We start from the raw sequence: 20,101 nt of genomic DNA on the forward strand, positions 1-20,101 counted from the left end.
GCCTCCTAGCGGGCCGCTACGGCCTTCGAGGGCTCAGCGGCCCCGGGGATGCTCCGGCGCAGCAGCACGGCGAGGGTGTCGTTCAGCGCCACCGGGTCCACCGGATGGGTGACGGCGGCGTCCGCGCGGCTCCAGGTGGCCAGCCACGCGTCCTGCGGGCGGCCGATGAGCACCAGCACCGGCGGGCAGCGGAAGATCTCGTCCTTGATCTGGCGGCACACGCCCATCCCGCCCGCCGGAGCCGTCTCGCCGTCCAGGATGCAGGCGTCGACACCGCCGTTGCCCAGCTCGGTCAGGACCGCGGGCAGCGTCGCGCACTCCACGAACTCCACCGGCGGCAGGTCCGCGGCGGGCCTGCGGCCGACGGCGAGCCGGACCTGCTCCCGGGTGTTGGCGTCGTCGCTGTAGACCAGCACCGTGGCGGTCGCCTGCATCCTGGCTCCTCGAAGCTCGTGAACGCTTTCTCAAGTGCTTGCCGATGCTACTCCCGCAAGGGCCTTCCGTGGAGGGGCCGGACCGCCCCCGGATCCGCGGGCGCGTCCGGCCGTCCCCCGTCCGGGTGACCTCAACGCCGCTGGACACGGTCGCGCGAAGGACCTTGACACACCGAAGGGGACCCCCGGAGTGAGCGCCAGATAAGCGACCGACATAATGACGGACGTGGCGACAGCAACAGCAGTAGAAACCGGGCACGCGCACCCGTCGGTCAACCGGCCGAACCTCACCAGCGTCGGAACCATCATCTGGCTGAGTTCTGAGCTGATGTTCTTCGCGGCCCTCTTCGCGATGTACTTCACCCTTCGGTCGGTCACGGGTGCCGACTTCTGGAAGGAACACGCGCATGCGCTGAACGTGCCGTTTTCCGCGACGAACACCACGATCCTGGTGCTCTCCTCCTTCACCTGCCAGATGGGCGTGTTCGCCGCCGAGCGCGGTGACGTGAAGAAGCTGCGCTCCTGGTTCATCGTGACGTTCGTCATGGGCGCGGTGTTCATCGGCGGGCAGATCTTCGAGTACACGAACCTGGTCAAGAAGGACGGGATCTCCCTCAGCTCCGACCCGTACGGCTCGGTGTTCTACCTGACCACCGGCTTCCACGGGCTGCACGTGACGGGCGGTCTGATCGCCTTCCTGCTGGTGCTCGGCCGCACGTACGCGGCCAAGCGCTTCACGCACCAGCAGGCCACCGCTGCGATCGTCGTCTCCTACTACTGGCACTTCGTCGATGTCGTCTGGATCGGCCTCTTCGCCACGATCTACCTGATCAAGTAGTCGGTCGCGTACCACAGCACGGTGCCGGACAGGCACAACCCGAAGCATCGAGACAAGAGATCCTGACACCGGGGTAATCCGTGAAAAAGCTCTCCGCACGACGGCGCCACCCGCTGGCGGCGCTCGTCGTCCTACTCTTCGCGCTAGCGGCCACCGGGGGGCTGTACGCCGCGCTCTCTCCGGCGCCCAAGGCGCAGGCCGACGACTCTTCCCAGTCCATCGCGATCACCGAGGGACAGAAGCTGTTCTCGGTGGGCTGCGCGAGCTGCCACGGCGCTCACGGGCAGGGCAGCTCCGACGGTCCGAGCCTGGTCGGCGTCGGCTCGGCGGCGGTGGACTTCCAGGTCGGCAGCGGCCGGATGCCCGCGCAGCAGCCCGGCCCGCAGGTCCAGAAGAAGCCGAAGCAGTACAGCCAGAAGGACATCGACCAGCTGGCCGCGTACATCGCCTCGCTCGGCCCCGGCCCGGCGGCCCCGACGGCGGACCAGTACGACCCGGCCGGCGGTGACAGCGCCAAGGGCGGCGAGCTGTTCCGCACCAACTGCGCGCAGTGCCACAACTTCGTCGGCAAGGGCGGCGCCCTCACCGACGGCAAGTACGCCCCCACGCTGAAGGGCGTCGAGCCCAAGCACATCTACGAGGCCATGCAGACCGGCCCGCAGAACATGCCGTCCTTCCCGGACACGACGATGCCGCAGAAGCAGAAGCAGGACATCATCGCGTACCTGAACGAGGTCGACACCGCACAGTCCAAGAACCCGGGCGGCTTCACGCTCGGCGGCTTCGGCCCGGTGCCTGAGGGTCTGTTCGCCTACGTCTTCGGCCTCGGCACGCTGATCGCCATCGCCGCCTGGATCGCGGCCCGGACGACTAAGGCCAAGAAGTCATGAGCGAAACCGGATCCAACGACGTGTCAGAGCCACACGAGCACCTGCCGGCCACCGGCGGCGACCACGGTGCCGAGACGGAAGTCCACCGCGACCCGTTCGGCGACCCGGGGCACCCCGAGCACGAGTACCGCCGCCAGGACATCGACGAGAAGGCGGCGAAGCACTCCGAGCGCGTCGTCGCCGGGCTGTTCACCCTCTCGATGATCGGCACCATCGCCTTCATCGCGTGCTTCGTGATCTTCCCGGTCGGCAAGTACGTCTACATCTTCCCGTTCGGCCACGTCAGCGCGCTGAACTTCTCCCTCGGCCTGACGCTCGCCGTCGCGCTGCTGGGACTCGGCGCGGGCGCGGTCCACTGGGCCCGCACCCTGATGTCCGACGAGGAGATGGCCGACGAGCGGCACTCCGCCGGCGCGGACGAAGAGCTGCGCGCCGTGATGGAAGAGCAGTGGAAGCAGGGCGTGCAGGAGAGCGGCTTCGGCCGCCGCAAGCTGGTGCGCAACACCATGCTCGGCGCGCTCACGCTCGTCCCGCTGTCGGCCGTGGTGATCCTGCGCGACCTCGGCCCGCTGCCGGAGGACAAGCTCCGCCACACCGCGTGGGCCAAGGGCAAGGCGCTGATCAACCCGAACACCGACAAGCCGCTGCGCCCCGAGGACATCGCCGTCGGCTCGCTCACCTTCGCCAACCCCGAGGGCCTCAGCGAGGACGACGAGGACTACCAGGAGCAGCTCGCGAAGGCCGCCCTGATGGTCGTCCGGATCAAGCCGGAGGACATCAAGGACAAGAAGGAACTCGACTGGTCCCACGAGGGGATCGTCGCCTTCTCGAAGATCTGCACGCACGTCGGCTGCCCCGTCAGCCTCTACGAGCAGCAGACGCACCACGTGCTGTGCCCGTGCCACCAGTCGACGTTCGACCTGTCGGACGGTGCGCGCGTGCTCTTCGGCCCGGCCGGGCACCGGCTGCCCCAGCTGCGTATCAGCGTCAACGGTGAGGGTAATCTGGTCGCCATGGGCGACTTCGAGGTTCCCGTCGGTCCGGCCTTCTGGGAGCGCGGATGAGTACATCGACTGAGACCGCCTCGACGAACACGCGCCGAGGCCCGAAACCTGCAGGCCAGAAAGTCGCGGAGTGGACGGACGCGCGGCTTGGGCTCTACAAGGTCGGCAAAGCCAATCTCCGGAAGATCTTCCCCGACCACTGGTCGTTCATGCTGGGCGAGATCTGCCTCTACAGCTTCATCATCCTCATCCTCACGGGTGTGTATCTGACGCTGTTCTTCCACCCCAGCATGGCCGAGACGATCTACCACGGTCCGTACGCCCCGCTCCAGGGCCAGCGGATGTCGGAGGCGTACGCCTCCACCATGCACATCAGCTTCGAGGTGCGCGGCGGTCTGCTGATCCGTCAGATCCACCACTGGGCGGCTCTGATCTTCCTCGCGGGCATGCTCGTGCACATGATGCGCATCTTCTTCACGGGTGCGTTCCGCAAGCCGCGTGAGCTGAACTGGCTCTTCGGCTGGACGCTGCTGTTCATCGGCTGCTTCGAGGGCTTCACCGGCTACTCGCTGCCCGACGACCTGCTGTCCGGCACCGGTGTCCGATTCGTCGACGGCGCGATCCTGTCCACGCCGGTCATCGGAACGTACCTGTCGATGTTCATCTTCGGCGGCGAGTTCCCCGGCCACAACTTCGTGCCGATCTTCTACTCGGTGCACATCCTGCTGTTCCCCGGCATCATGGCGGCCCTCGTGACCGCGCACATGATCCTCGTCGTGTACCACAAGCACACGCAGTTCCCGGGTGCGGGCAAGACCGAGAAGAACGTCGTCGGCATGCCGCTGCTCCCGATCTACACGGCCAAGGCGGGCGGCTTCTTCTTCCTGGTCTTCGGTGTCATCGCGGCCCTCGCGGCCATCGCGACGGTCAACCCGATCTGGGCGATCGGCCCGTACCGGCCGGACCAAGTGTCGACGGGCGCCCAACCCGACTGGTACATGGGCTTCCCCGAAGGCCTGATCCGGGTGATGCCTGGCTGGGAGATCAACGCATGGGGCCACACGCTTGTCCTGGGTGTGTTCATCCCGTTGATAATCTTCCCGCTGGTCCTGGTGGCCATCGGCGTCTACCCGTTCATCGAGTCCTGGATCACCGGTGACAAGCGCGAGCACCACCTGCTGGACCGCCCGCGCAACCGTCCGGTGCGTACGGGTCTGGGTGTCGCCTGGCTGACGCTGTACTTCACGCTCCTCATCGGTGGCGGCAACGACCTGTGGGCCACGCACTTCCACCTGTCGATCGAGACGATCACCTGGACGGTGCGGATCGGCTTCTTCGTCCTGCCGGTGATCGCCTTCTGGGTCACCAAGCGGATCTGCCTCGGCCTCCAGCGCCGGGACCGCGAGAAGGTGCTGCACGGTCGTGAGACCGGCATCATCAAGCGGCTCCCGCACGGCGAGTTCATCGAGGTCCACGAGCCGCTCCCGCAGGAGGAGCTGCACGTGCTCACCGCGCACGAGCAGCCGCAGCCGCTGGAGATCGGTCCCGCGGTCGACGAGAACGGTGTCGAGCGCAAGACCAGCCCCGTCACCAAGCTCCGGGCCAAGCTGTCGCGCGGCTACTACGGCGAGCACAGCCAGATCCCGAAGCCGACGGTCGAGGAGTACGACGAGATCACGAGCGGCCACGGTCACCACTGACCGACCTGCGGTCCGCTGAGCCGGGTGGGTGCCCTTGCGGGTGCCCGCCCGGCTTTTTCCGTCCCGGAGGGGTGGTGCAGGCGGTTGCCGGACCACCGGCCGGTGGTGGGCTTGTCGCGCAGTTCCTCCCCCAGAGCTTCGCCTGGGAGGTACCCCCAGCGCCGCCTGGGTGGTGCCGCCTGCCGATAGGGTGGGCCCCCACGGCCCGAGGGCGAGGTAGGAGCGTAACCATGAGCGTTGTGAACCCGGCAGGCGGCGGCACCGGGACGCTTGGGTCCTGGCCGGACGTGCTGACCGCGCTGATCTCGGGGCAGGACCTGGACGCCGAGGACACGGCGTGGGCGATGGACCAGATCATGACCGGCAGCGCCACCGACGTGCAGATCGCCGGCTTCGCGGTCGCGCTGCGCGCCAAGGGGGAGACGGTCGAAGAGGTCACCGGCATGGTGCGGGCGATGTACGCGCACGCCAACACCATCGAGGTGCCCGGCCCCACGGTCGACATCGTCGGCACCGGCGGCGACCGCGCCAAGACGGTCAACATCTCCACCATGTCGGCCATAACGGTCGCCGGCACCGGCGCGAAGGTCGTCAAGCACGGCAACCGCGCCGCGTCCTCCGCGAGCGGCGCCAGCGATGTGCTGAGCCACCTCGGGGTGAATCTGGACCTGCCGCCGCACCGGGTCGTGGAGGTCGCCGAGGAGGCGGGCATCACCTTCTGCTTCGCCGTCAAGTTCCACCCCGCGCTGCGCCATGTGGCCACCGCGCGCGGCGAGTTGGGCGTCGCCACGACCTTCAACTTCCTGGGCCCGCTCACCAACCCGGCCAGGGTGCGGGCGCAGGCCACCGGCGTCGCGAACGCCCGGGTCGCGCCGATCATGGCCGGGGTGCTGGCCGAACGCGGCTCGTCCGCGCTGGTCTTCCGCGGCGACGACGGCCTGGACGAGCTCACCACCACCGACACCTCCCAGGTGTGGTGGGTCCGCGACGGCAAGGTCACCCAGCAGTCCTTCGACCCCCGCGACATCGGCATCGCCCTGGTGCCCGTCGAGGCGCTGCGCGGCGGCTCCCCGGCGCACAACGCGGACGTCGCCCGGCGCGTCCTGGCCGGCGAGACCGGCCCGGTCCGCGAGGCGGTGCTGCTCAACTCCGCGGCCGCGCTCGTCGCCCTGGAGCCCGGTACGGGCACGCTGGAGGAGCAGCTCGCCGCCGGTGTCGAGCGGGCCGCGCAGTCGCTGGACTCCGGCGCGGCCGCCGCGGTGCTCGAACGCTGGGCCGCGGCCAGCAACGCCTGACCCCGCTCCTTCGCCAAGGCGCCGTCCGCACTGCGGACGGCGCCTTGCGCGTACGCGCGGCTGTGGCAGAATCCCTCTCAGGTCACGAGTGACAGCGCAAAGGCCCCGGCTCGCTGTCCGGCAACCCTCCGTCCGAGGCGGGGTGCCCCGGGTGATGACCAGGCTGTGAGCAGCAGGGCTCGCAGCAAGCCGGACAGGGGAGTTCTCTCATGCGCAAGCGAATGCGATAGGGCCTTTCGGCCCCCGGTTCCGCCTTTCCGCGGTGCCGCCAGTGCACCGGGTCCACCGCCTCGTCCGCTGCCATCCACGCCGTCCGACGGCTTCCGTCGCCCGCGCAGGCCTGCCGCCTGCCGCCGGGGCGCGCCGCCGTCCGCTGCTCTCGTGCCAGGAGACCGCCATGACCGCAACCACCGTGTCCGCCGCCGCCACCACCGTTTCCGCCGACCCCGCCTGTTGCGAGCCGCTGCCCGTGCTCGGCCGGGACGTCACCGTCCCGCTCGTGACCGGCGACGACGTCACCTACGCCGCCCTCGACTACGCCGCGAGCGCCCCCGCGCTCCAGCGGGTGTGGGACGACGTGGCCGCGTACGCCCCCTACTACGGCAGCGTGCACCGCGGCGCGGGCTACCTCTCCCAGCTGTCCACGGACCTCTTCGAGCAGAGCCGCGCCACGGTCGCGGAATTCCTCGGCTGCCGCCCCGCCGACCAGGTGGTCTTCACCCGCTCCACTACCGACTCGCTCAACCTGCTGGCCGCCGCGCTGCCCGCCGGGACCCGGGTGTTCGTCTTCGAGACCGAGCACCACGCGGCCCTGCTGCCCTGGCAGCGCGCCACCGGCGCCGAGGTCGTCTGCCTCGCCGCCCCGCACACCCCCGAGGAGGCCGTCGCCGCGCTCGACGTCGCCCTGCACGGCGCGCCCAAGGGCCCCAAGCTGGTGTGCGTCACCGGCGCCTCCAACGTGACCGGCGAGCTGTGGCCGGTGCGTGAACTGGCCGCCGCCGCGCACCGGCACGGCGCCCGTATCGTGCTGGACGCCGCGCAGCTGGTGCCGCACCAGGCCGTGGACATCGCCGAGCTGGACGTCGACTGGGTCGCCTTCTCCGGCCACAAGCTCTACGCGCCCTTCGGCTCCGGCGTCCTCGCCGGCCGCGCCGACTGGCTGCGCGAGGCCGAGCCCTACCTCGCGGGCGGCGGCGCCACCCGTACCGTCGTCCGGCGGGCGGACGGGCAGGTCGAGACCGAGTGGCACACCACCGTCGCCCGGCACGAGGCGGGATCGCCCAACGTCATCGGCGCCTACGCGATCGCCTCCGCCTGCCGCACCCTCACCGAGGCGGGCTTCGACCGGCTCGAAGCGCGTGAGCAGCAGCTGCTGAAGGTGCTGCGGGACGGCCTCGCCGCGATTCCCCAGGTCCGGGTCCTGTCGCTGTTCGGCGAGGACTCCGCCCGGGTGGGCGTGCTCAGCTTCGTCGTCCGCGGCTGGAACAGCTCGCACCTCGCGGCCGCGCTCTCCGCGGAGTACGGGATCGGCGTGCGCGACGGGCTCTTCTGCGCCCACCCGCTCGTCCGCCGGCTCCTCGGCACCGACACCGAGGACCTCGGGTCGTGCGGATCCCCGGACCCGGCGGCGGGGTTCAACGGCAACGCGGTGCGGGTGAGCTTCGGCGCCGGTACGCCCGTCGAGGACATCGAGCGCTTCGTGTCCGCGCTGACCACCCTCGTCCGCGAGGGCGCCGCGTGGACCTACGCCACGGAGTCCGGCCGCTGTGTCCCGGTCGCCCCGGGGACCCCGGCCGCGTAGCGGCGGACCGGCCCTAGGAGTCGAGGCCGATGGCGAACGCGGCCTCCAGGTCGTGCTGGGAGTACGTACGGAAGGCCACGTGCGTGTCCGTCGCCTCGACGCCGGGGATCTTGCTGATGCGGCCGGGGATGATGTCGGCCAGCTCGTCGTGCTTGCCCACCCGGACGAGGGCGACGAGGTCGTACGTGCCGGTCACCGAGTAGACCTCGCTGACGTTGTCGAGCGCGGCGATCGACTCGGCGATCTCGGGGATCCTGTCCACGGTGGTCTTGATGAGCACGATCGCGGTGATCACGGCTGCGCGTCTCCTTGGGTCGTCCCGGCGATGACGCTCAGCTTAGACCGGGGCCGGTAGCAGGCCCACGCCCAGCAGAAGCCGAAGGCGAAGCCCACGACGTGGGCGAGGTAGGCCACGCCCGGGCCCGCGGCGGCGGACTGCGCGGCGAACCACTGGAGGACGAACCAGAAGCCGAGCACCACCCACGCGGGGAAGCGCAGCGGGACGAAGAAGAGGAAGGGGAAGAGGCTGGTGACCCGGGCCCGCGGATAGAGGTAGAGGTACGCCCCGAGGGCGCCGGAGATCGCGCCGGACGCCCCGACGAGGCTCTGGGTGTCGCCGCTGTGGGCGAGCGCGAAGCCGTACGTGGCGAGGTAGCCGGCGGCGAGGTAGAAGAGGGCGAAGCGCACCCGGCCCATGCGGTTCTCGACGTTGTCGCCGAAGACGTAGAGGAAGAGCATGTTGCCGATCAGATGCAGCCAGCTGCCGTGCAGGAACATCGACGTGAGCACGGACAGGAACGGCGACCGCGGGTACGGGTCGGCGGCGCCGCAGTCCGCGGGCAGGCCGAGGGCGGCCGCGGTGGGCCGGGCGTGGAAGAGCTCGGCGGGGACGACGCCCCAGCGGTCGAAGTACAGCGCCTGCCGGCACGCGAGGGTGTGCCCCGTCCCGTAGACGGGGAGGAAGCCGGAGAGCGGGCCGAGCAGGAAGACCGCGGTGCACAGGGCGATCAGCCCGTACGTGACGACCGGCGTACGGCGGACCGGGTTCTTGTCGTACACCGGGATGACCATGGACCGATCATGACGCAGCGGTCGTAACGGACATAGGCCGCCTCGCCGCAGCGCGCCGTACACGAAAGGCCGTAGGGTGACCGGGACGCACGCTCCCGACAGGAAGAGGTACCAGCCATGCCGGTTCCCCTGCCGACCGCGACCACGCGGTGGCGCTGCACGCTGTGCGGAAACCTGACGCGTTTCGACGTCACCCGCTCCTCGCGGGTCGTGGAGTACGTGCACCTCGACCTGGCGGGCGAGCCGTCCGTGGAGGAGACCGAGGTGCTGGCCGAGACCGTGGAGTCGGTGCGCTGCCGCTGGTGCAACGCGGTGGACCGGATCGAGCTGGTCGACCGGCCGGGCGGGGCCGCGGACGGTGACGACGGGAACAGCAGTGCGCAAAGTGCCGCCGGGAGCGGTTCCGCGTCTGGTTGACGTCCGGGCGGGGACAATAGAAGCAGGCGTTGTCATCGAAGGGGGCCGGGAGGACGCCGAGGGTCGTCGGCAGATTCGGACGGGAGTGACTGGTGGACGGAAGCGGCGGTTTTCCGCGCCCCGGGACGGACGGGGCCGCGGTGGAGCCTGCCGAGTCGCCGGCCGCCGGGACGTCCGGCTCCGGAGCCGGTGACCCGGCGGACGCACCCGGGCCCTCCGGCGGGCCCGGCGGCTCCGACACGTCCGCGCCGGACGAGCCCGCCCCCGACGAGCCCGCGCTCGACCGGCCGCTGCCCGAAGGCGTACGCCACCGGGTGGTGGCCATCGCCGCCGACGCCTTCGGCGGCTTCACCTACCAGGAGCTTCCCGTCTCGCTCCGCCCCTACGCCCGCTTCACGCCCAGCCGCCGGGTGAAGTACGCCGGTACGGCGCTGGCCGCCGCCCTGGAGCACGACCCGGCCTTCCGGCAGCGGGTCGCCGGGCGGCTGCGCGAGTCGCAGGCCGAACTCGCGGGGGCGCTGGAGGACGGCACCCCGCCGCCCGCCGCCGACCCGCTGGACGTCGCGGCCGCCGCGTATCTGCTGCGCCCGGCGGGCTGGGCGAAGCTGGTGGCCACCGCGGGGGAGGAGGCCCAGCGGGCGGACGCCGAGCGGGCCGACGAGGAGGCGCTGCGGGAGCTGGCCGCGCTGCGCACCGAGGTCGAGGCGCTGCACGAGCACGGCAGGGCCGAGGCCGCGCGCGCGAGGGCCGAGCTGGAGTCCGTGCGCAAGGAGGGCGACGCGCTGCACCGCAAGCTGCGCAGCGCCCTCAGCGACGTCAAGCGCGCGGAGGCCGCGCAGCGCCGGCTGCGGACGGAGGTCGACGAGCTGCGCGCGGCGGCCGCGCAGGAGCGGGCCGTCGCCGACAGCGAGGCCCGCCGGCTGCGCACCCGGCTCGCGGAGGCCGAGGCGGCGGTCGAGGCCGGCCGCCGGGCCGCGCGCGAGGGGCGCAGCGTGGAGGACGTACGGCTGCGGCTGCTGCTCGACACCGTGCTGGACGCGGCGTCCGGGCTGCGCCGCGAACTGGCCCTGCCGCCGCGGGACACGATGGGCGTGCTGCCCGCGGACACCGTGGACGCGGTCGCGCCGGGGACGTTCAGCGCGCGGGACATCGCCACCCGGGCGCTGTCGGCCAACGACCCGGCGCTGCTCGACCAGTTGCTGGCGCTGCCGCAGGCGCACCTGGTGGTCGACGGCTACAACGTGACGAAGACCGGCTATCCCGCGCTGCCGCTGGAGAAGCAGCGGCTCCGGCTGCTCGGCGGCCTCGCGGCGCTCGCCGCGCAGAGCGGCGCCGAGGTGACGTGCGTCTTCGACGGCGCCGACCTCGACATGCCGGTGCTGCTCGCGCCACCGCGCGGGGTGCGGGTGCTGTTCAGCAAGGCCGGGGAGACCGCGGACGAGCTGATCCGGCGGCTGGTGCGGGCCGAACCGCCCGGGCGGCAGATCGTCGTCGTCTCCGCCGACCGGGAGATCGCCGACGGCGTCGCCAAGGCGGGGGCCCGGCCCGTCGCCTCCACGCTGCTGCTGCGCCGCCTCGCCCGGGTCTGAACCCGGAGCCCGCGCAGGTCCGTTCGCCGTCCCGTACGCGCGTGCGGGTGTTCACCAGCGCACTAGTGCGTACGGTGTGTCAATCGGTCATCACGCTGCGTGGAAAGCATGTAAAGAAAACTTGAACCGGTCGAGATTTTGCCTTCCGGGATTTGAACCGATCACGGAAAGGTCACTAGGGTCAGGCCTCGTACCTCCGCGCAGTCGATCATCCAATCCGGATGGCGCTCGGAGGCCGCCCGCCAGTCGTCAACCGGTAGGCGGCTGAAGGAAGAAGGAGCTCGCCTTCGTGGCGTCCCACCGTCGACCCAAGCCGGCAAGCCGCACGCGTGTGACCGTGCTGACCGCGACCGCCGCGGCGGCCGTGGCGCTGTCCGCCCAGGCTGCCAACGCCGCCCCCGCCAAGCCCAGCAAGCCCACCTCGGTCAAGGACGCCAAGGCCCAGGTGGACGCGCTCTACACGCAGGCGGAGCAGGCCACCGAGAAGTACGACGCGGCGAACGAGAAGCTCAAGTCGCTCCAGGGCGAGGCCGGTTCGCTCCAGGACCAGGTGGCCCGGCAGCAGCAGCACCTCAACACGCTGCGCGACGGCCTCGGCGTGATCGCGGCCTCGCAGTACCGCACCGGCGGCATCGACCCGTCGCTGCAGCTCTTCCTCTCGTCCAACCCGGACAGCTACCTCGAACAGGCCTCCGCCCTGGACCAGGTCAGCTCGATCCAGACCAGCGCCCTCCAGCAGCTCCAGGACGCCAAGCGGACCCTGGACCAGGAGCGCGCGCAGGCCACGGCGAAACTCGCCGAGCTGGAGTCCACCAAGACCGAGCTGGCCAAGCGCAAGACCGAGGCCAAGGACAAGCTCGCGCAGGCCCAGTCCATCCTCAACGGGCTCACCGCCGCGCAGCGCCAGCAGATATCCGACGACCAGGCCCGCGCCAACCGCGACACCGGCCGCGCCCCGCTCGGCGGCACGTCCGCCAGCAAGTACGCCTCCAGCGCCTACTCCTTCGCGCAGTCCAAGATCGGCAAGGCGTACGTCTACGGCGGCTCCGGCCCCAACACCTTCGACTGCTCCGGCCTCACCTCCTGGGCCTACCGCCAGGCCGGGGTGTCCATCCCCCGCACCGCGGCCGGGCAGGCCAACGCCGGCACGCGCATCTACTCCAAGTCCGACCTCAAGGTCGGCGACCTCATCATCTTCTACGGCGACCACCACCACGTCGGCCTCTACGCCGGCGACGGCATGGTGCTGCACGCCCCCAAGCCGGGCACGGTCGTGCGCTACGAGGCCATGAGCAACATGCCCTTCCAGTTCGGCGTCCGCATCTGAGCGGTTCCCCGCGGGGCTGACGGCCTGTTGTGAACACCGCCCGGGCGCTACGGCGTTCGGGTGGTGCCGTTTCCGGCCCCGGCCGCCCACCGGCCCGCTGACCTGCGCGGCGACCACCCCCGCGCACATGTGCGGATCGCCCCGCCGCCCTGGCATTTGTACGGTACGTGCCCGGCTGGCTACTGTCGGCTGCCGTGGCATCTCATCGACGTGCACCGCAGCCGGGCCCGGCCGCCCGCGCCACCCGGCTCACCGTGGTCACCGCCGCGGCCGCGGCCGCCGCGGCGCTCACCGGCACCACCGCCCAGTCCGCCGCCGCCGACCCCTCCGCGACGGCCGCCGGCACCACCGCCCGCCTCGACCGGCTCTACCAGCAGGCCGAAGCGGCCACCCAGGCGTACGACGCCGCCACCGAACGCACCCGGCAGCTCGACGCCGACCTCGCGAACCTCCAGCAGCGCGCCGCGGAGGGCGCCCAGCGGATCAACGACCTGCGCAACGGACTCGGCCTGCTCGCCGCCGCGCAATACCGCGCCGGCGCCCTCGACCCCACCCTCGCGCTGCTCCTGTCCGACGACCCGAGCGGCTTCCTCGACCGGGCCGCCACCCTCAACCGCCTCGGCGCCCGGCAGGCCGGGCGGCTGGACGAACTGCGCTCCGCCCAGCAGGCCCTGGACAGCCGGCACGCCCAGGCCGCAGGCACGATCGCCGAACTCGCCCAGGCCACCGCGGACCTGGCCCACCGCAAGGCCGCCGTCCAGCACGCCCTCGCCCAGGCCCAGCAGCTCCTGCGCACCCTCCCCGCCGCCCAGCGGGCCCGCTGGACCAGCGGCGCGGACGACCGCGCCTCCCGCTCCTTCCCGCCCCTGCCACCGCTCGGCGGCCTCCCCGCCTCCGGCCGCGCCGCCCTCGCCGTGGCCGCCGCCCACCAGGCCCTCGGCTCCCCCTACGTGTGGGGCGCGGCCGGCCCCCACTCCTTCGACTGCTCGGGCCTGATGCAGTACGCCTACTCCCGCGCCGGCGTCTCCCTCCCGCGCACCTCCCAGCAGCAGGCCCACGTCGGCCGCCGCGTCCCGCTCTCCCAGGCCCGGCCCGGCGACCTCGTCATCTACCGCAGCGACGCCAGCCATGTGGCGATGTACGTCGGCAACGGCCGCGTCATCCACGCCCCCTACCCCGGCGCCCGCGTCCGCTACGACCCGGTGTCGATGATGCCGGTCGCGGCGGTGGTCCGCCCGTAGGGCGGGCGGCGGGGCCCGGCCCCGTACGATCGCCCCATGACCGCGCCGCTCACGAGACGCTCCGCGATCGGCGTCCTCACCTGCGCCCTCGCCGGGCTGACCGCCTGCACCGGCGGCGGGGGCGCGGCCCCGCAGCGGACCGCCACGGCCGACCCCGCCCTCCGGCAACTCCTGACGCGGCGCGCGGCGGCGCTCCTGCATCGGGACCGGCAGGCCTTCCTCGCGACCGCCGACCCGCGGGCGACCCGCTACTACGCCGCCCAGCAGCGGATGTTCGACGACATCGCGGACGTCCCGCTCGCCGCCTGGTCCTACCGCCTCGTCCGCACCGGCGCCTTCCCGCTCCCGCCCTCCGCCGACGCCGGCGGCACCGCGCGCACCGCCGCCGAGGTCGAGCTGAGCTACCGGCTGCGCGGCTACGACGCCCGGCCGGTCGTCTCCACCGAGTACCTGACCTTCACCCGCCGCGCCGGGCACTGGTACATCGCCGCGGACGACGACGGGGCCTCCGCCGGGAAGCACACCGCCGTACAGCTCTGGGACCAGGGCAAGGTCACGGTCGTGCGCGGGACCCACAGCCTCGTACTGGGCCTCGTCGGCACCGCGACGCTGCGCGGCTACGCCGCCGACGCCGACCGCGCGGTGCCGCAGGTGCAGCGGGCGTGGGGGAAGGCGGGCTGGCCCGGCAGCGTCGTCGTCGAGGCGCCGAAGACCCTCGACCAGCTCGGCGCGCTGCTCGCCGCCGACCCCGACGACTACCGCGACATCGCCGCCGTCACCACGGGCGAGCTGGGCGGCAGCGCCGCCGCCCCCGCCGACCGGGTGCTCGTCAACCCCGCCGCCTTCGGCCGCCTCTCCGCCTTCGGCCGGCAGGTCGTGCTCACCCACGAGACGACCCATGTCGCGACCCGGCTCGCCACCACCTCCCACACCCCGCTGTGGCTCTCGGAGGGCTTCGCCGACTGGGTCGCCTACCGCGACTCCGGCCGCACGGCCCCGCAGATCGCCCCCGAACTCGCCCAGGACGTCACCGCGGGCCACCTCCCCGCCGCCCTCCCCGCGAACGCCGACTTCAGCCCCACCGCGCCCGCGCTCCCGCAGGCGTACGAGGGCGGCTGGCTCGCCAACCGCATGATCGCCGACCAGTGGTCCCCGGCGACGCTGACGGCCGTCTACCGCGCGGCCGGGACGGGCACGTCCCTGGACACCGTCCTCCAGGCGCACCTGCACTTGAGCCTTGAGGCCTTCACCGCGCGCTGGCGCACGTACGTCCAGCAGGAGCTGACGTGAGCGGGGGCAGGCGCCGCGGCGCCGGGGGAGACGGGCAGCAGCGGCAGCGACGGCCGCCCGGTGCCGCCCGACCGCGCCGCGCCGGGGGAGACCGGGGCGCCCGGGGCGAACAGCCCGACCGGCGGGACGATGCCGCGACCGGCGGCCCGAGAAACCCGGGGGACGCACGATGAGCCAGCCGGAACCGCCGCGGGACACCCCGGCGGAGGACGACTTCAGCCCCGAGCACATCGCCCGCGCCCGCGCGCTGCGCCAAGGCGTGTGGCCCGTCGCCCTCGCCGGCCGCGCCGCGAACCTCGCGCTGCTCCTCACCCTCGGCCTCACCCCCGCCGGGGCCCGGCTCGTCGCCGCGTTCGGCGGGGCCTGGGCCGGGCGCACGGCGGGCGCCGCGCTCACCCTCGTCCTGCTGCCCCAGCTCCTCACCCTGCCCTTCGCCGCCCGCGGCCGCGTTGTACGGGCCCGCTTCGGCCTCGTCACCCAGAACTGGCGGGGCTGGGCCGCGGACCAGCTGCGCGGCCTGCTCATCTCGCTGCCGCTCGTCGCCGGGGCGCTCTTCGCCGTGTACGCGCTCGCGGGCGTCACCCGCTGGTGGTGGGCCTGGGCCGCGCTCGGCGCCGCGTGCGCCACCGTCGCGCTGTCCTGGGCGGCGCCCGTCCTCTTCGAACCGCTCTTCAACCGCTTCACGTCCATGCCCGCGGGGCCGCTGCGGGACGCGCTGCTCGCCCTCGCCGCGCGGGACGGGGTCGCCGTGCGCGACGTGCTGGTGGCCGACGCGTCGCGCCGCACCACGGCGCTCAACGCGTACGTCTCCGGCTTCGGCCGGACCCGGCGGATCGTCGCCTACGACACGCTCCTCTCCACCGCGGAGCCGCGCGAGGTCGAACTCATCGTGGCCCACGAGCTGGGGCACGTCGTCCACCGCGACGTCGTGCGCGGCACCGCGCTGGGCGCTCTCGGGGCCGCGCTCGGCGTGGGCCTCCTCGCCCTCGTCGTGACCTGGTCCCCCCTCCTCGCCGCGGCCGGCGTCCCCCACTTCGCCGATCCGCGCTCGGCGTGGCTCCTCGCCGCGACCGCCGCGGTGGGCGGCGCCCTCGCCGGGCCCTTCGGCTGCGCGCTCTCCCGCCGGGTGGAGCGCCGGGCCGACGCGCATTCGCTCGCCCTCACGGGCGACGCCGCCGGGTTCATCGCCATGCAGCGCCGCCTCACGGCGGTGAACGTGGCCGAGCCCTCGCCTCCGCGGGCCCTCCACCTCCTCTGGGGCACGCACCCCACCCCCGCCGCCCGCATCGCCGCGGCCCGCGCGACCCGCTGACGGGCGGTGCGTGCGGCTTTCCCGCCGCGGGGGTGCCCGCGCCTGACGGCGCGGGGTGTTTCCCACCCCCAGCCACCCGTGCGGGTAAGACGTCGTCTGACGGTCCCCCTGTGGGGCGCATTCGCCGTCGGGGGCTAACCGTAGTCCCTCACACATCCACCCCCACCGGCAGGCAGCCGCCGACGCTCCTGGGAGGGGGACGGTGCGGGGTGCCCCCGCAGGAATGCGCACGCAGGCCCCGCCACCTACGGCATGAGGTCGGACGCGCATTCCGAGGAGGTGCCCCGTGCCGGCACCCGACCCCACCCACCGCACGCAGCGCGCGATGCCCCGCCGGGTACACCGGGGGCGCGAGGAACTGCGCGATCAGCCCACCACCGGCAGAAGGTCGCGGGCACCACCGCGAGACGCACCCCAGGGCGCACCCCCCGCGCAGAGTAAGGTCGGGCGGGATGGAGAAGACCCTGATCGTCACGAACGACTTTCCGCCGCGGCAGGGCGGGATCCAGTCCTTCGTGCACAGCATGGCCCTGCGGCTCGACCCCGCGAAGGTCGTCGTCTACGCCTCGACGTGGCGGGACGGCACCGAGGTCGCGCGGTTCGACGCCGAGCAGCCCTTCCCCGTGGTGCGGGACCGCACGAAGATGCTGCTCCCGACGCCCCGCGTCACCCGCACCGCCACCGAGCTGCTGCGCTCGCACGGCTGCTCCTCCGTGTGGTTCGGCGCCGCCGCCCCGCTGGGCCTGATGGCCCCGGCGCTGAGAAGGGCGGGCGCGGCCCGCCTCGTGGGCACGACGCACGGCCACGAAGCCGCGTGGGCCCAACTGCCCGGCAGCCGTACGCTGCTGCGCCGGATCGGCGAGGGCACCGACACGCTCACGTACCTCGGCGAATACACCAGGTCGCGGATCGCCGCCGCGCTCACGGAGCGCGCGGCGGCGCGGATGGTGCACCTGCCGCCGGGGGTGGACGAGAAGACCTTCCACCCGGGGTCGGGCGGCCCGGTGGTACGGGCGCGGCTGGGGCTCGCGGACCGGCCGGTCGTGCTGTGCGTGTCGCGGCTGGTGCCGCGCAAGGGGCAGGACACCCTGATCCTCGCGATGCCGCGCATCCTGCGGGACCAGCCGGACACCGCGCTGCTGATCGTCGGCGGCGGCCCGTACCGCAGCGAGCTGGAGGCGCTGGCGGAGCGGACCGGGGTCGCGGGCGCGGTGCGCTTCACCGGGCCCGTTCCGGAAGCGGAGCTGCCCGCGCACTTCGGCGCGGGCGACGTCTTCGCGATGCCGTGCCGGACCCGGCGCGGCGGCCTGGACGTGGAGGGGCTCGGCATCGTCTACCTGGAGGCGTCGGCGACCGGGCTGCCGGTCGTGGCGGGCGACTCGGGCGGGGCTCCCGACGCGGTGCTGCCCGGCGAGACGGGCTGGGTCGTGCCCGGCGGCTCCCCGGAGCTGGCGGCCGAGCGCATCCTGACCCTGCTCCGGGACGCGGAGCTGCGCCGCACGACGGGCGAGCGGGGCCGCGCGTGGGTGCACGAGGCCTGGCGCTGGGACCTGCTGGCGGAACGCCTGCGTACCCTCCTCTGAACCGGCGCGCCCGGCCGGGCGGCGTCAGGCACTCCCGTGCCGACCCGCGCTGCGCCGGGCACCTCCTCCGCGACCGGCGCCCCGCGGCCCGCGCGTCTCAGGCCAGCGGCACGCGCGTCTCAGCCGCGCGGCACGCGCAGCGCGGCCAGCACCGGGAGGTGGTCCGTCGCCGCGTGGAGGTCGGCGTGGGTGACGCCCGGGACGGAGTGCGGGACCCCGCACCCGAGCACCTGCACCGGCTTGGTCGTGAAGATCGCGTCGATCCGCTGGTAGGGCTCGCGGACGTTGGTGACCTCGCCGCCCCACGGGGCGGCGGCGAAGCCGTCCTGGAGCTCCGCGGCGATCCGGGCGAAGCCCGCCCGCTCGGGCGGCTCGTTGAAGTCGCCGCCGACGACGGCGTTCGGCTCGCCCATCGCGGCGACGCGCTCCAGCAGCAGGCCCGCCTGCTCGTGGCGCTCGACGGGGTCGAGGCTCAGGTGGGTGCTGACGGCGGCGATCCGCGCACCGCCGATCCGCAGCACCGCGGTGGCGAAACCGCGCTGGTGCAGCGGCGGGTTGTGCGGCAGCAGCACGTCCTCGGTGTGCTCGACGTGCGCGCGCAGGGACGACAGGATCATCGGCCCCGCGGCGGTCGCGCCCCCGGTCACGTGCACCAGTCCGGTCGTACGTGCCAGGCGGGCCGCGGCCTTGCGCCATCGGAAGAACCGCGGGGCCTCCTGGACGAGGACGAGATCGGGGGCGCAGGCACGGATCACCCGCGCCAGCGCCGCCGTGTCGTCCCGCATCGAGCGGACGTTGTAGCTCAGCACGCGGATGATCGCCGAGTCGTGCTCGGTGGCGGAACTCGGCAGATCTTCCACGGTCATGTGATCAACCTAGCCCAGTCTCATCCCTGCCGCGCGAGGTCGGCGGCGCCGACCAGCCCGGCCGTGCCGCCGAGTTGCGCGGCGAGCACCTGCGCGTGCGGGCGCCAGTCGCCGCCGATGAGCCAGCGCCGGAAGGACTTGCGGATCGGGTCGAGGACCAGCTCGCCCTCGTCCGACACGCCGCCGCCGACGATGAAGGCGGACGGGTCGAAGAGCGAGGCCAGGTCGGCCAGGCCCGCGCCCGCCCAGCGGGCCAGCTCCCGGAAGGAGTCGACCGCGACCGGGTCGCCCTGCCGGGCCGCGGCGCTGATGTGCCGGCCCTCGATGCCGTCCACGGTGCCGTCGCCCAGCGCGAGCAGGGCCTCGGCGTTCTCCGGGGTGGCGTTGGCGCGCTGCTTGGCGTAGCGGACGAGGGCGCGGCCGGACGCGTACTGCTCCCAGCAGCCCTGGCTGCCGCAGCCGCACAGCAGCCCGTCCGGCACCACGCGGATGTGGCCGAACTCGGCGGCGACGCCGAAACGGCCGCGGCGCAGCTTGTTGCCGATGATGATGCCGCCGCCCAGGCCCGTGCCGAGCGTGATGCAGATCACGTCGGAATGGCCCTGTCCCGCGCCGAAGCGGTACTCGCCCCACGCGGCCGCGTTGGCGTCGTTCTCCACGACGACCGGGAGTCCGACGCGCTGCTCGACCTTGTCCTTGAGTGCTTCGTGACGCCAGTTGATGTTCGGCGCGAAGAGCACGGTGGCGCGCTTGTCGTCGACGTAACCGGCGGCGCCGATGCCGACGGCCTCGATCGAGTGACCGGTGCTGACCTGGCGAACCGTCTCGACGATCGCGTCGACGACGCCTTCGGGAGTCGGCGGCGTCGGCACCTTGACGGTCTCAAGGATCGAGCCTTCCTCGTCGACCACGCCGGCCGCGATCTTGGTGCCGCCGATGTCGACGCCGATGGTGAGTCCCATGTGTCCCTCAGTTTTCGGTCGTTCCCCGCTAAGAGAACCGTACCGGAGAGGGGGTCAGTCGAGGTCGATGTGTTCAGCGGTTGAACGCGCGGACCCCTCGCCGGAGGTCCAGCGGGACTCCGCTCCGGCCACCGCGGACCGGTATGCCGCCAGCAGTTCGGCCCCCGCGGCCGCGAGGTGGTCGAAGACGTCGGGATTCCGCTCCTTGATGGGTTCGACAACAGAACGCACTTGGGAGAGCATCCCCTGCGCCGCGAGCTGCACCGCGGGGTTGCGCAGCGCGGCCAGCCGCTCACCCACCGCGTCGCCGACCGCCTCGGCGAGGCGCCGCAGCTCCTCCGCCGCGCTGCCCTGGCCCGCCTCCTCGCGGCGCCGGGCGTGCTCGCCCGCGATGTCCTCCGCGCTGGCCTTGGCCCACGCGTCGGGGTCCGGACGGTCGGTGGCCTCGCTCATGACGGTCTCCCAACGGGGCGCCGCGCTC

19 protein-coding genes and 1 riboswitch are annotated in these 20,101 nt (G+C 72.9%); of the genes, 13 read left to right on the forward strand and 6 right to left on the reverse strand.

Annotated features, from left to right (window positions below; all coding sequences use genetic code 11):
• Nucleotides 1–5: 5 nt before the first annotated feature.
• Complete coding sequence (locus ACH4SL_RS26145; RefSeq protein ID WP_398449712.1) at nucleotides 6–434, reverse strand: hypothetical protein; 429 nt, start codon at nucleotides 432–434, stop codon at nucleotides 6–8.
• A gap of 217 nt (nucleotides 435–651) precedes the next feature.
• On the opposite strand from ACH4SL_RS26145, the gene ACH4SL_RS26150 reads away from it, so the two are divergent.
• The 6 genes from ACH4SL_RS26150 to ACH4SL_RS26175 all read left to right on the forward strand — a co-directional run bounded on the left by ACH4SL_RS26150 (nucleotide 652) and on the right by ACH4SL_RS26175 (nucleotide 7,962).
• Nucleotides 652–1,272, forward strand: coding sequence for a heme-copper oxidase subunit III (locus ACH4SL_RS26150; protein WP_398449714.1), 621 nt, complete (start codon nucleotides 652–654; stop codon nucleotides 1,270–1,272).
• 80 nt (nucleotides 1,273–1,352) lie between these two features.
• Nucleotides 1,353–2,162: a c-type cytochrome gene (locus ACH4SL_RS26155; RefSeq protein WP_398449716.1), complete on the forward strand. Its 810-nt coding sequence runs from the start codon at nucleotides 1,353–1,355 to the stop codon at nucleotides 2,160–2,162.
• A complete protein-coding gene (locus tag ACH4SL_RS26160; RefSeq protein ID WP_398449718.1) occupies nucleotides 2,159–3,226 on the forward strand; it encodes a Rieske 2Fe-2S domain-containing protein in 1,068 nt (355 codons plus the stop codon). The genes ACH4SL_RS26155 and ACH4SL_RS26160 overlap by 4 nt, the downstream gene beginning before the upstream one ends.
• Nucleotides 3,223–4,866, forward strand: coding sequence for a cytochrome bc complex cytochrome b subunit (locus ACH4SL_RS26165; RefSeq protein ID WP_398449720.1), 1,644 nt, complete (start codon nucleotides 3,223–3,225; stop codon nucleotides 4,864–4,866). The genes ACH4SL_RS26160 and ACH4SL_RS26165 overlap by 4 nt, the downstream gene beginning before the upstream one ends.
• Nucleotides 4,867–5,096: 230 nt before the next feature.
• A complete protein-coding gene (gene trpD, locus ACH4SL_RS26170; protein ID WP_398449722.1) occupies nucleotides 5,097–6,161 on the forward strand; it encodes an anthranilate phosphoribosyltransferase in 1,065 nt (354 codons plus the stop codon).
• A gap of 80 nt (nucleotides 6,162–6,241) precedes the next feature.
• Nucleotides 6,242–6,358, forward strand: a riboswitch (SAM riboswitch).
• A gap of 200 nt (nucleotides 6,359–6,558) precedes the next feature.
• Nucleotides 6,559–7,962 (forward strand): aminotransferase class V-fold PLP-dependent enzyme, encoded by a 1,404-nt coding sequence (locus ACH4SL_RS26175; protein ID WP_398449724.1) that lies wholly within the window; start codon nucleotides 6,559–6,561, stop codon nucleotides 7,960–7,962.
• 13 nt (nucleotides 7,963–7,975) lie between these two features.
• Here the strand turns inward: ACH4SL_RS26175 and ACH4SL_RS26180 are convergent, their stop codons facing one another.
• Together ACH4SL_RS26180 and ACH4SL_RS26185 are read right to left on the reverse strand one after the other, a co-directional pair.
• Nucleotides 7,976–8,257, reverse strand: a complete 282-nt coding sequence (locus ACH4SL_RS26180; RefSeq protein ID WP_031520861.1) for an Lrp/AsnC family transcriptional regulator — start codon at nucleotides 8,255–8,257, stop codon at nucleotides 7,976–7,978.
• Complete coding sequence (locus tag ACH4SL_RS26185; RefSeq protein WP_398449727.1) at nucleotides 8,254–9,033, reverse strand: rhomboid family intramembrane serine protease; 780 nt, start codon at nucleotides 9,031–9,033, stop codon at nucleotides 8,254–8,256. The genes ACH4SL_RS26180 and ACH4SL_RS26185 overlap by 4 nt, the downstream gene beginning before the upstream one ends.
• A 117-nt stretch (nucleotides 9,034–9,150) precedes the next feature.
• Here ACH4SL_RS26185 and ACH4SL_RS26190 point away from each other — a divergent pair, with 117 nt between their 5' ends.
• From ACH4SL_RS26190 to ACH4SL_RS26220, 7 genes are all read left to right on the forward strand, one after another.
• Nucleotides 9,151–9,450: a hypothetical protein gene (locus ACH4SL_RS26190; RefSeq protein WP_398449729.1), complete on the forward strand. Its 300-nt coding sequence runs from the start codon at nucleotides 9,151–9,153 to the stop codon at nucleotides 9,448–9,450.
• A 140-nt stretch (nucleotides 9,451–9,590) separates the two neighbouring features.
• Nucleotides 9,591–11,039, forward strand: coding sequence for an NYN domain-containing protein (locus tag ACH4SL_RS26195; RefSeq protein ID WP_398449731.1), 1,449 nt, complete (start codon nucleotides 9,591–9,593; stop codon nucleotides 11,037–11,039).
• 289 nt (nucleotides 11,040–11,328) lie between these two features.
• Nucleotides 11,329–12,366 (forward strand): NlpC/P60 family protein, encoded by a 1,038-nt coding sequence (locus ACH4SL_RS26200; RefSeq protein WP_398449733.1) that lies wholly within the window; start codon nucleotides 11,329–11,331, stop codon nucleotides 12,364–12,366.
• A gap of 194 nt (nucleotides 12,367–12,560) precedes the next feature.
• On the forward strand, nucleotides 12,561–13,607 hold the full coding sequence (locus ACH4SL_RS26205; protein ID WP_398449735.1) for an NlpC/P60 family protein: 1,047 nt from the start codon (nucleotides 12,561–12,563) through the stop codon (nucleotides 13,605–13,607).
• A gap of 36 nt (nucleotides 13,608–13,643) precedes the next feature.
• A complete protein-coding gene (locus ACH4SL_RS26210) occupies nucleotides 13,644–14,897 on the forward strand; it encodes a hypothetical protein (RefSeq protein WP_398449737.1) in 1,254 nt (417 codons plus the stop codon).
• A gap of 169 nt (nucleotides 14,898–15,066) precedes the next feature.
• Entirely contained in the window at nucleotides 15,067–16,209 is a 1,143-nt protein-coding gene (locus tag ACH4SL_RS26215; RefSeq protein WP_398449739.1) for a M48 family metalloprotease, read from the forward strand.
• Nucleotides 16,210–16,661: 452 nt separating this feature from the next.
• A complete protein-coding gene (locus ACH4SL_RS26220; RefSeq protein WP_398449741.1) occupies nucleotides 16,662–17,792 on the forward strand; it encodes a glycosyltransferase family 4 protein in 1,131 nt (376 codons plus the stop codon).
• Between the two features lie 119 nt (nucleotides 17,793–17,911).
• On the opposite strand, the gene ACH4SL_RS26225 is transcribed toward ACH4SL_RS26220, so the two are convergent.
• The 3 genes from ACH4SL_RS26225 to ACH4SL_RS26235 are packed head-to-tail and all read right to left on the reverse strand — an operon-like array spanning nucleotide 17,912 to nucleotide 20,073.
• A complete protein-coding gene (locus ACH4SL_RS26225) occupies nucleotides 17,912–18,658 on the reverse strand; it encodes an endonuclease/exonuclease/phosphatase family protein (RefSeq protein WP_398449743.1) in 747 nt (248 codons plus the stop codon).
• A gap of 20 nt (nucleotides 18,659–18,678) precedes the next feature.
• A complete protein-coding gene (locus tag ACH4SL_RS26230; protein ID WP_398449745.1) occupies nucleotides 18,679–19,620 on the reverse strand; it encodes an ROK family glucokinase in 942 nt (313 codons plus the stop codon).
• Nucleotides 19,621–19,674: 54 nt separating this feature from the next.
• Nucleotides 19,675–20,073, reverse strand: a complete 399-nt coding sequence (locus ACH4SL_RS26235) for a DUF5304 family protein (protein ID WP_398449747.1) — start codon at nucleotides 20,071–20,073, stop codon at nucleotides 19,675–19,677.
• Between the last annotated feature and the right edge of the window lie 28 nt (nucleotides 20,074–20,101).

The organism is Streptomyces sp. NPDC021020, assembly GCF_044333285.1.
In the GTDB taxonomy this organism is placed as follows: domain Bacteria; phylum Actinomycetota; class Actinomycetes; order Streptomycetales; family Streptomycetaceae; genus Actinacidiphila.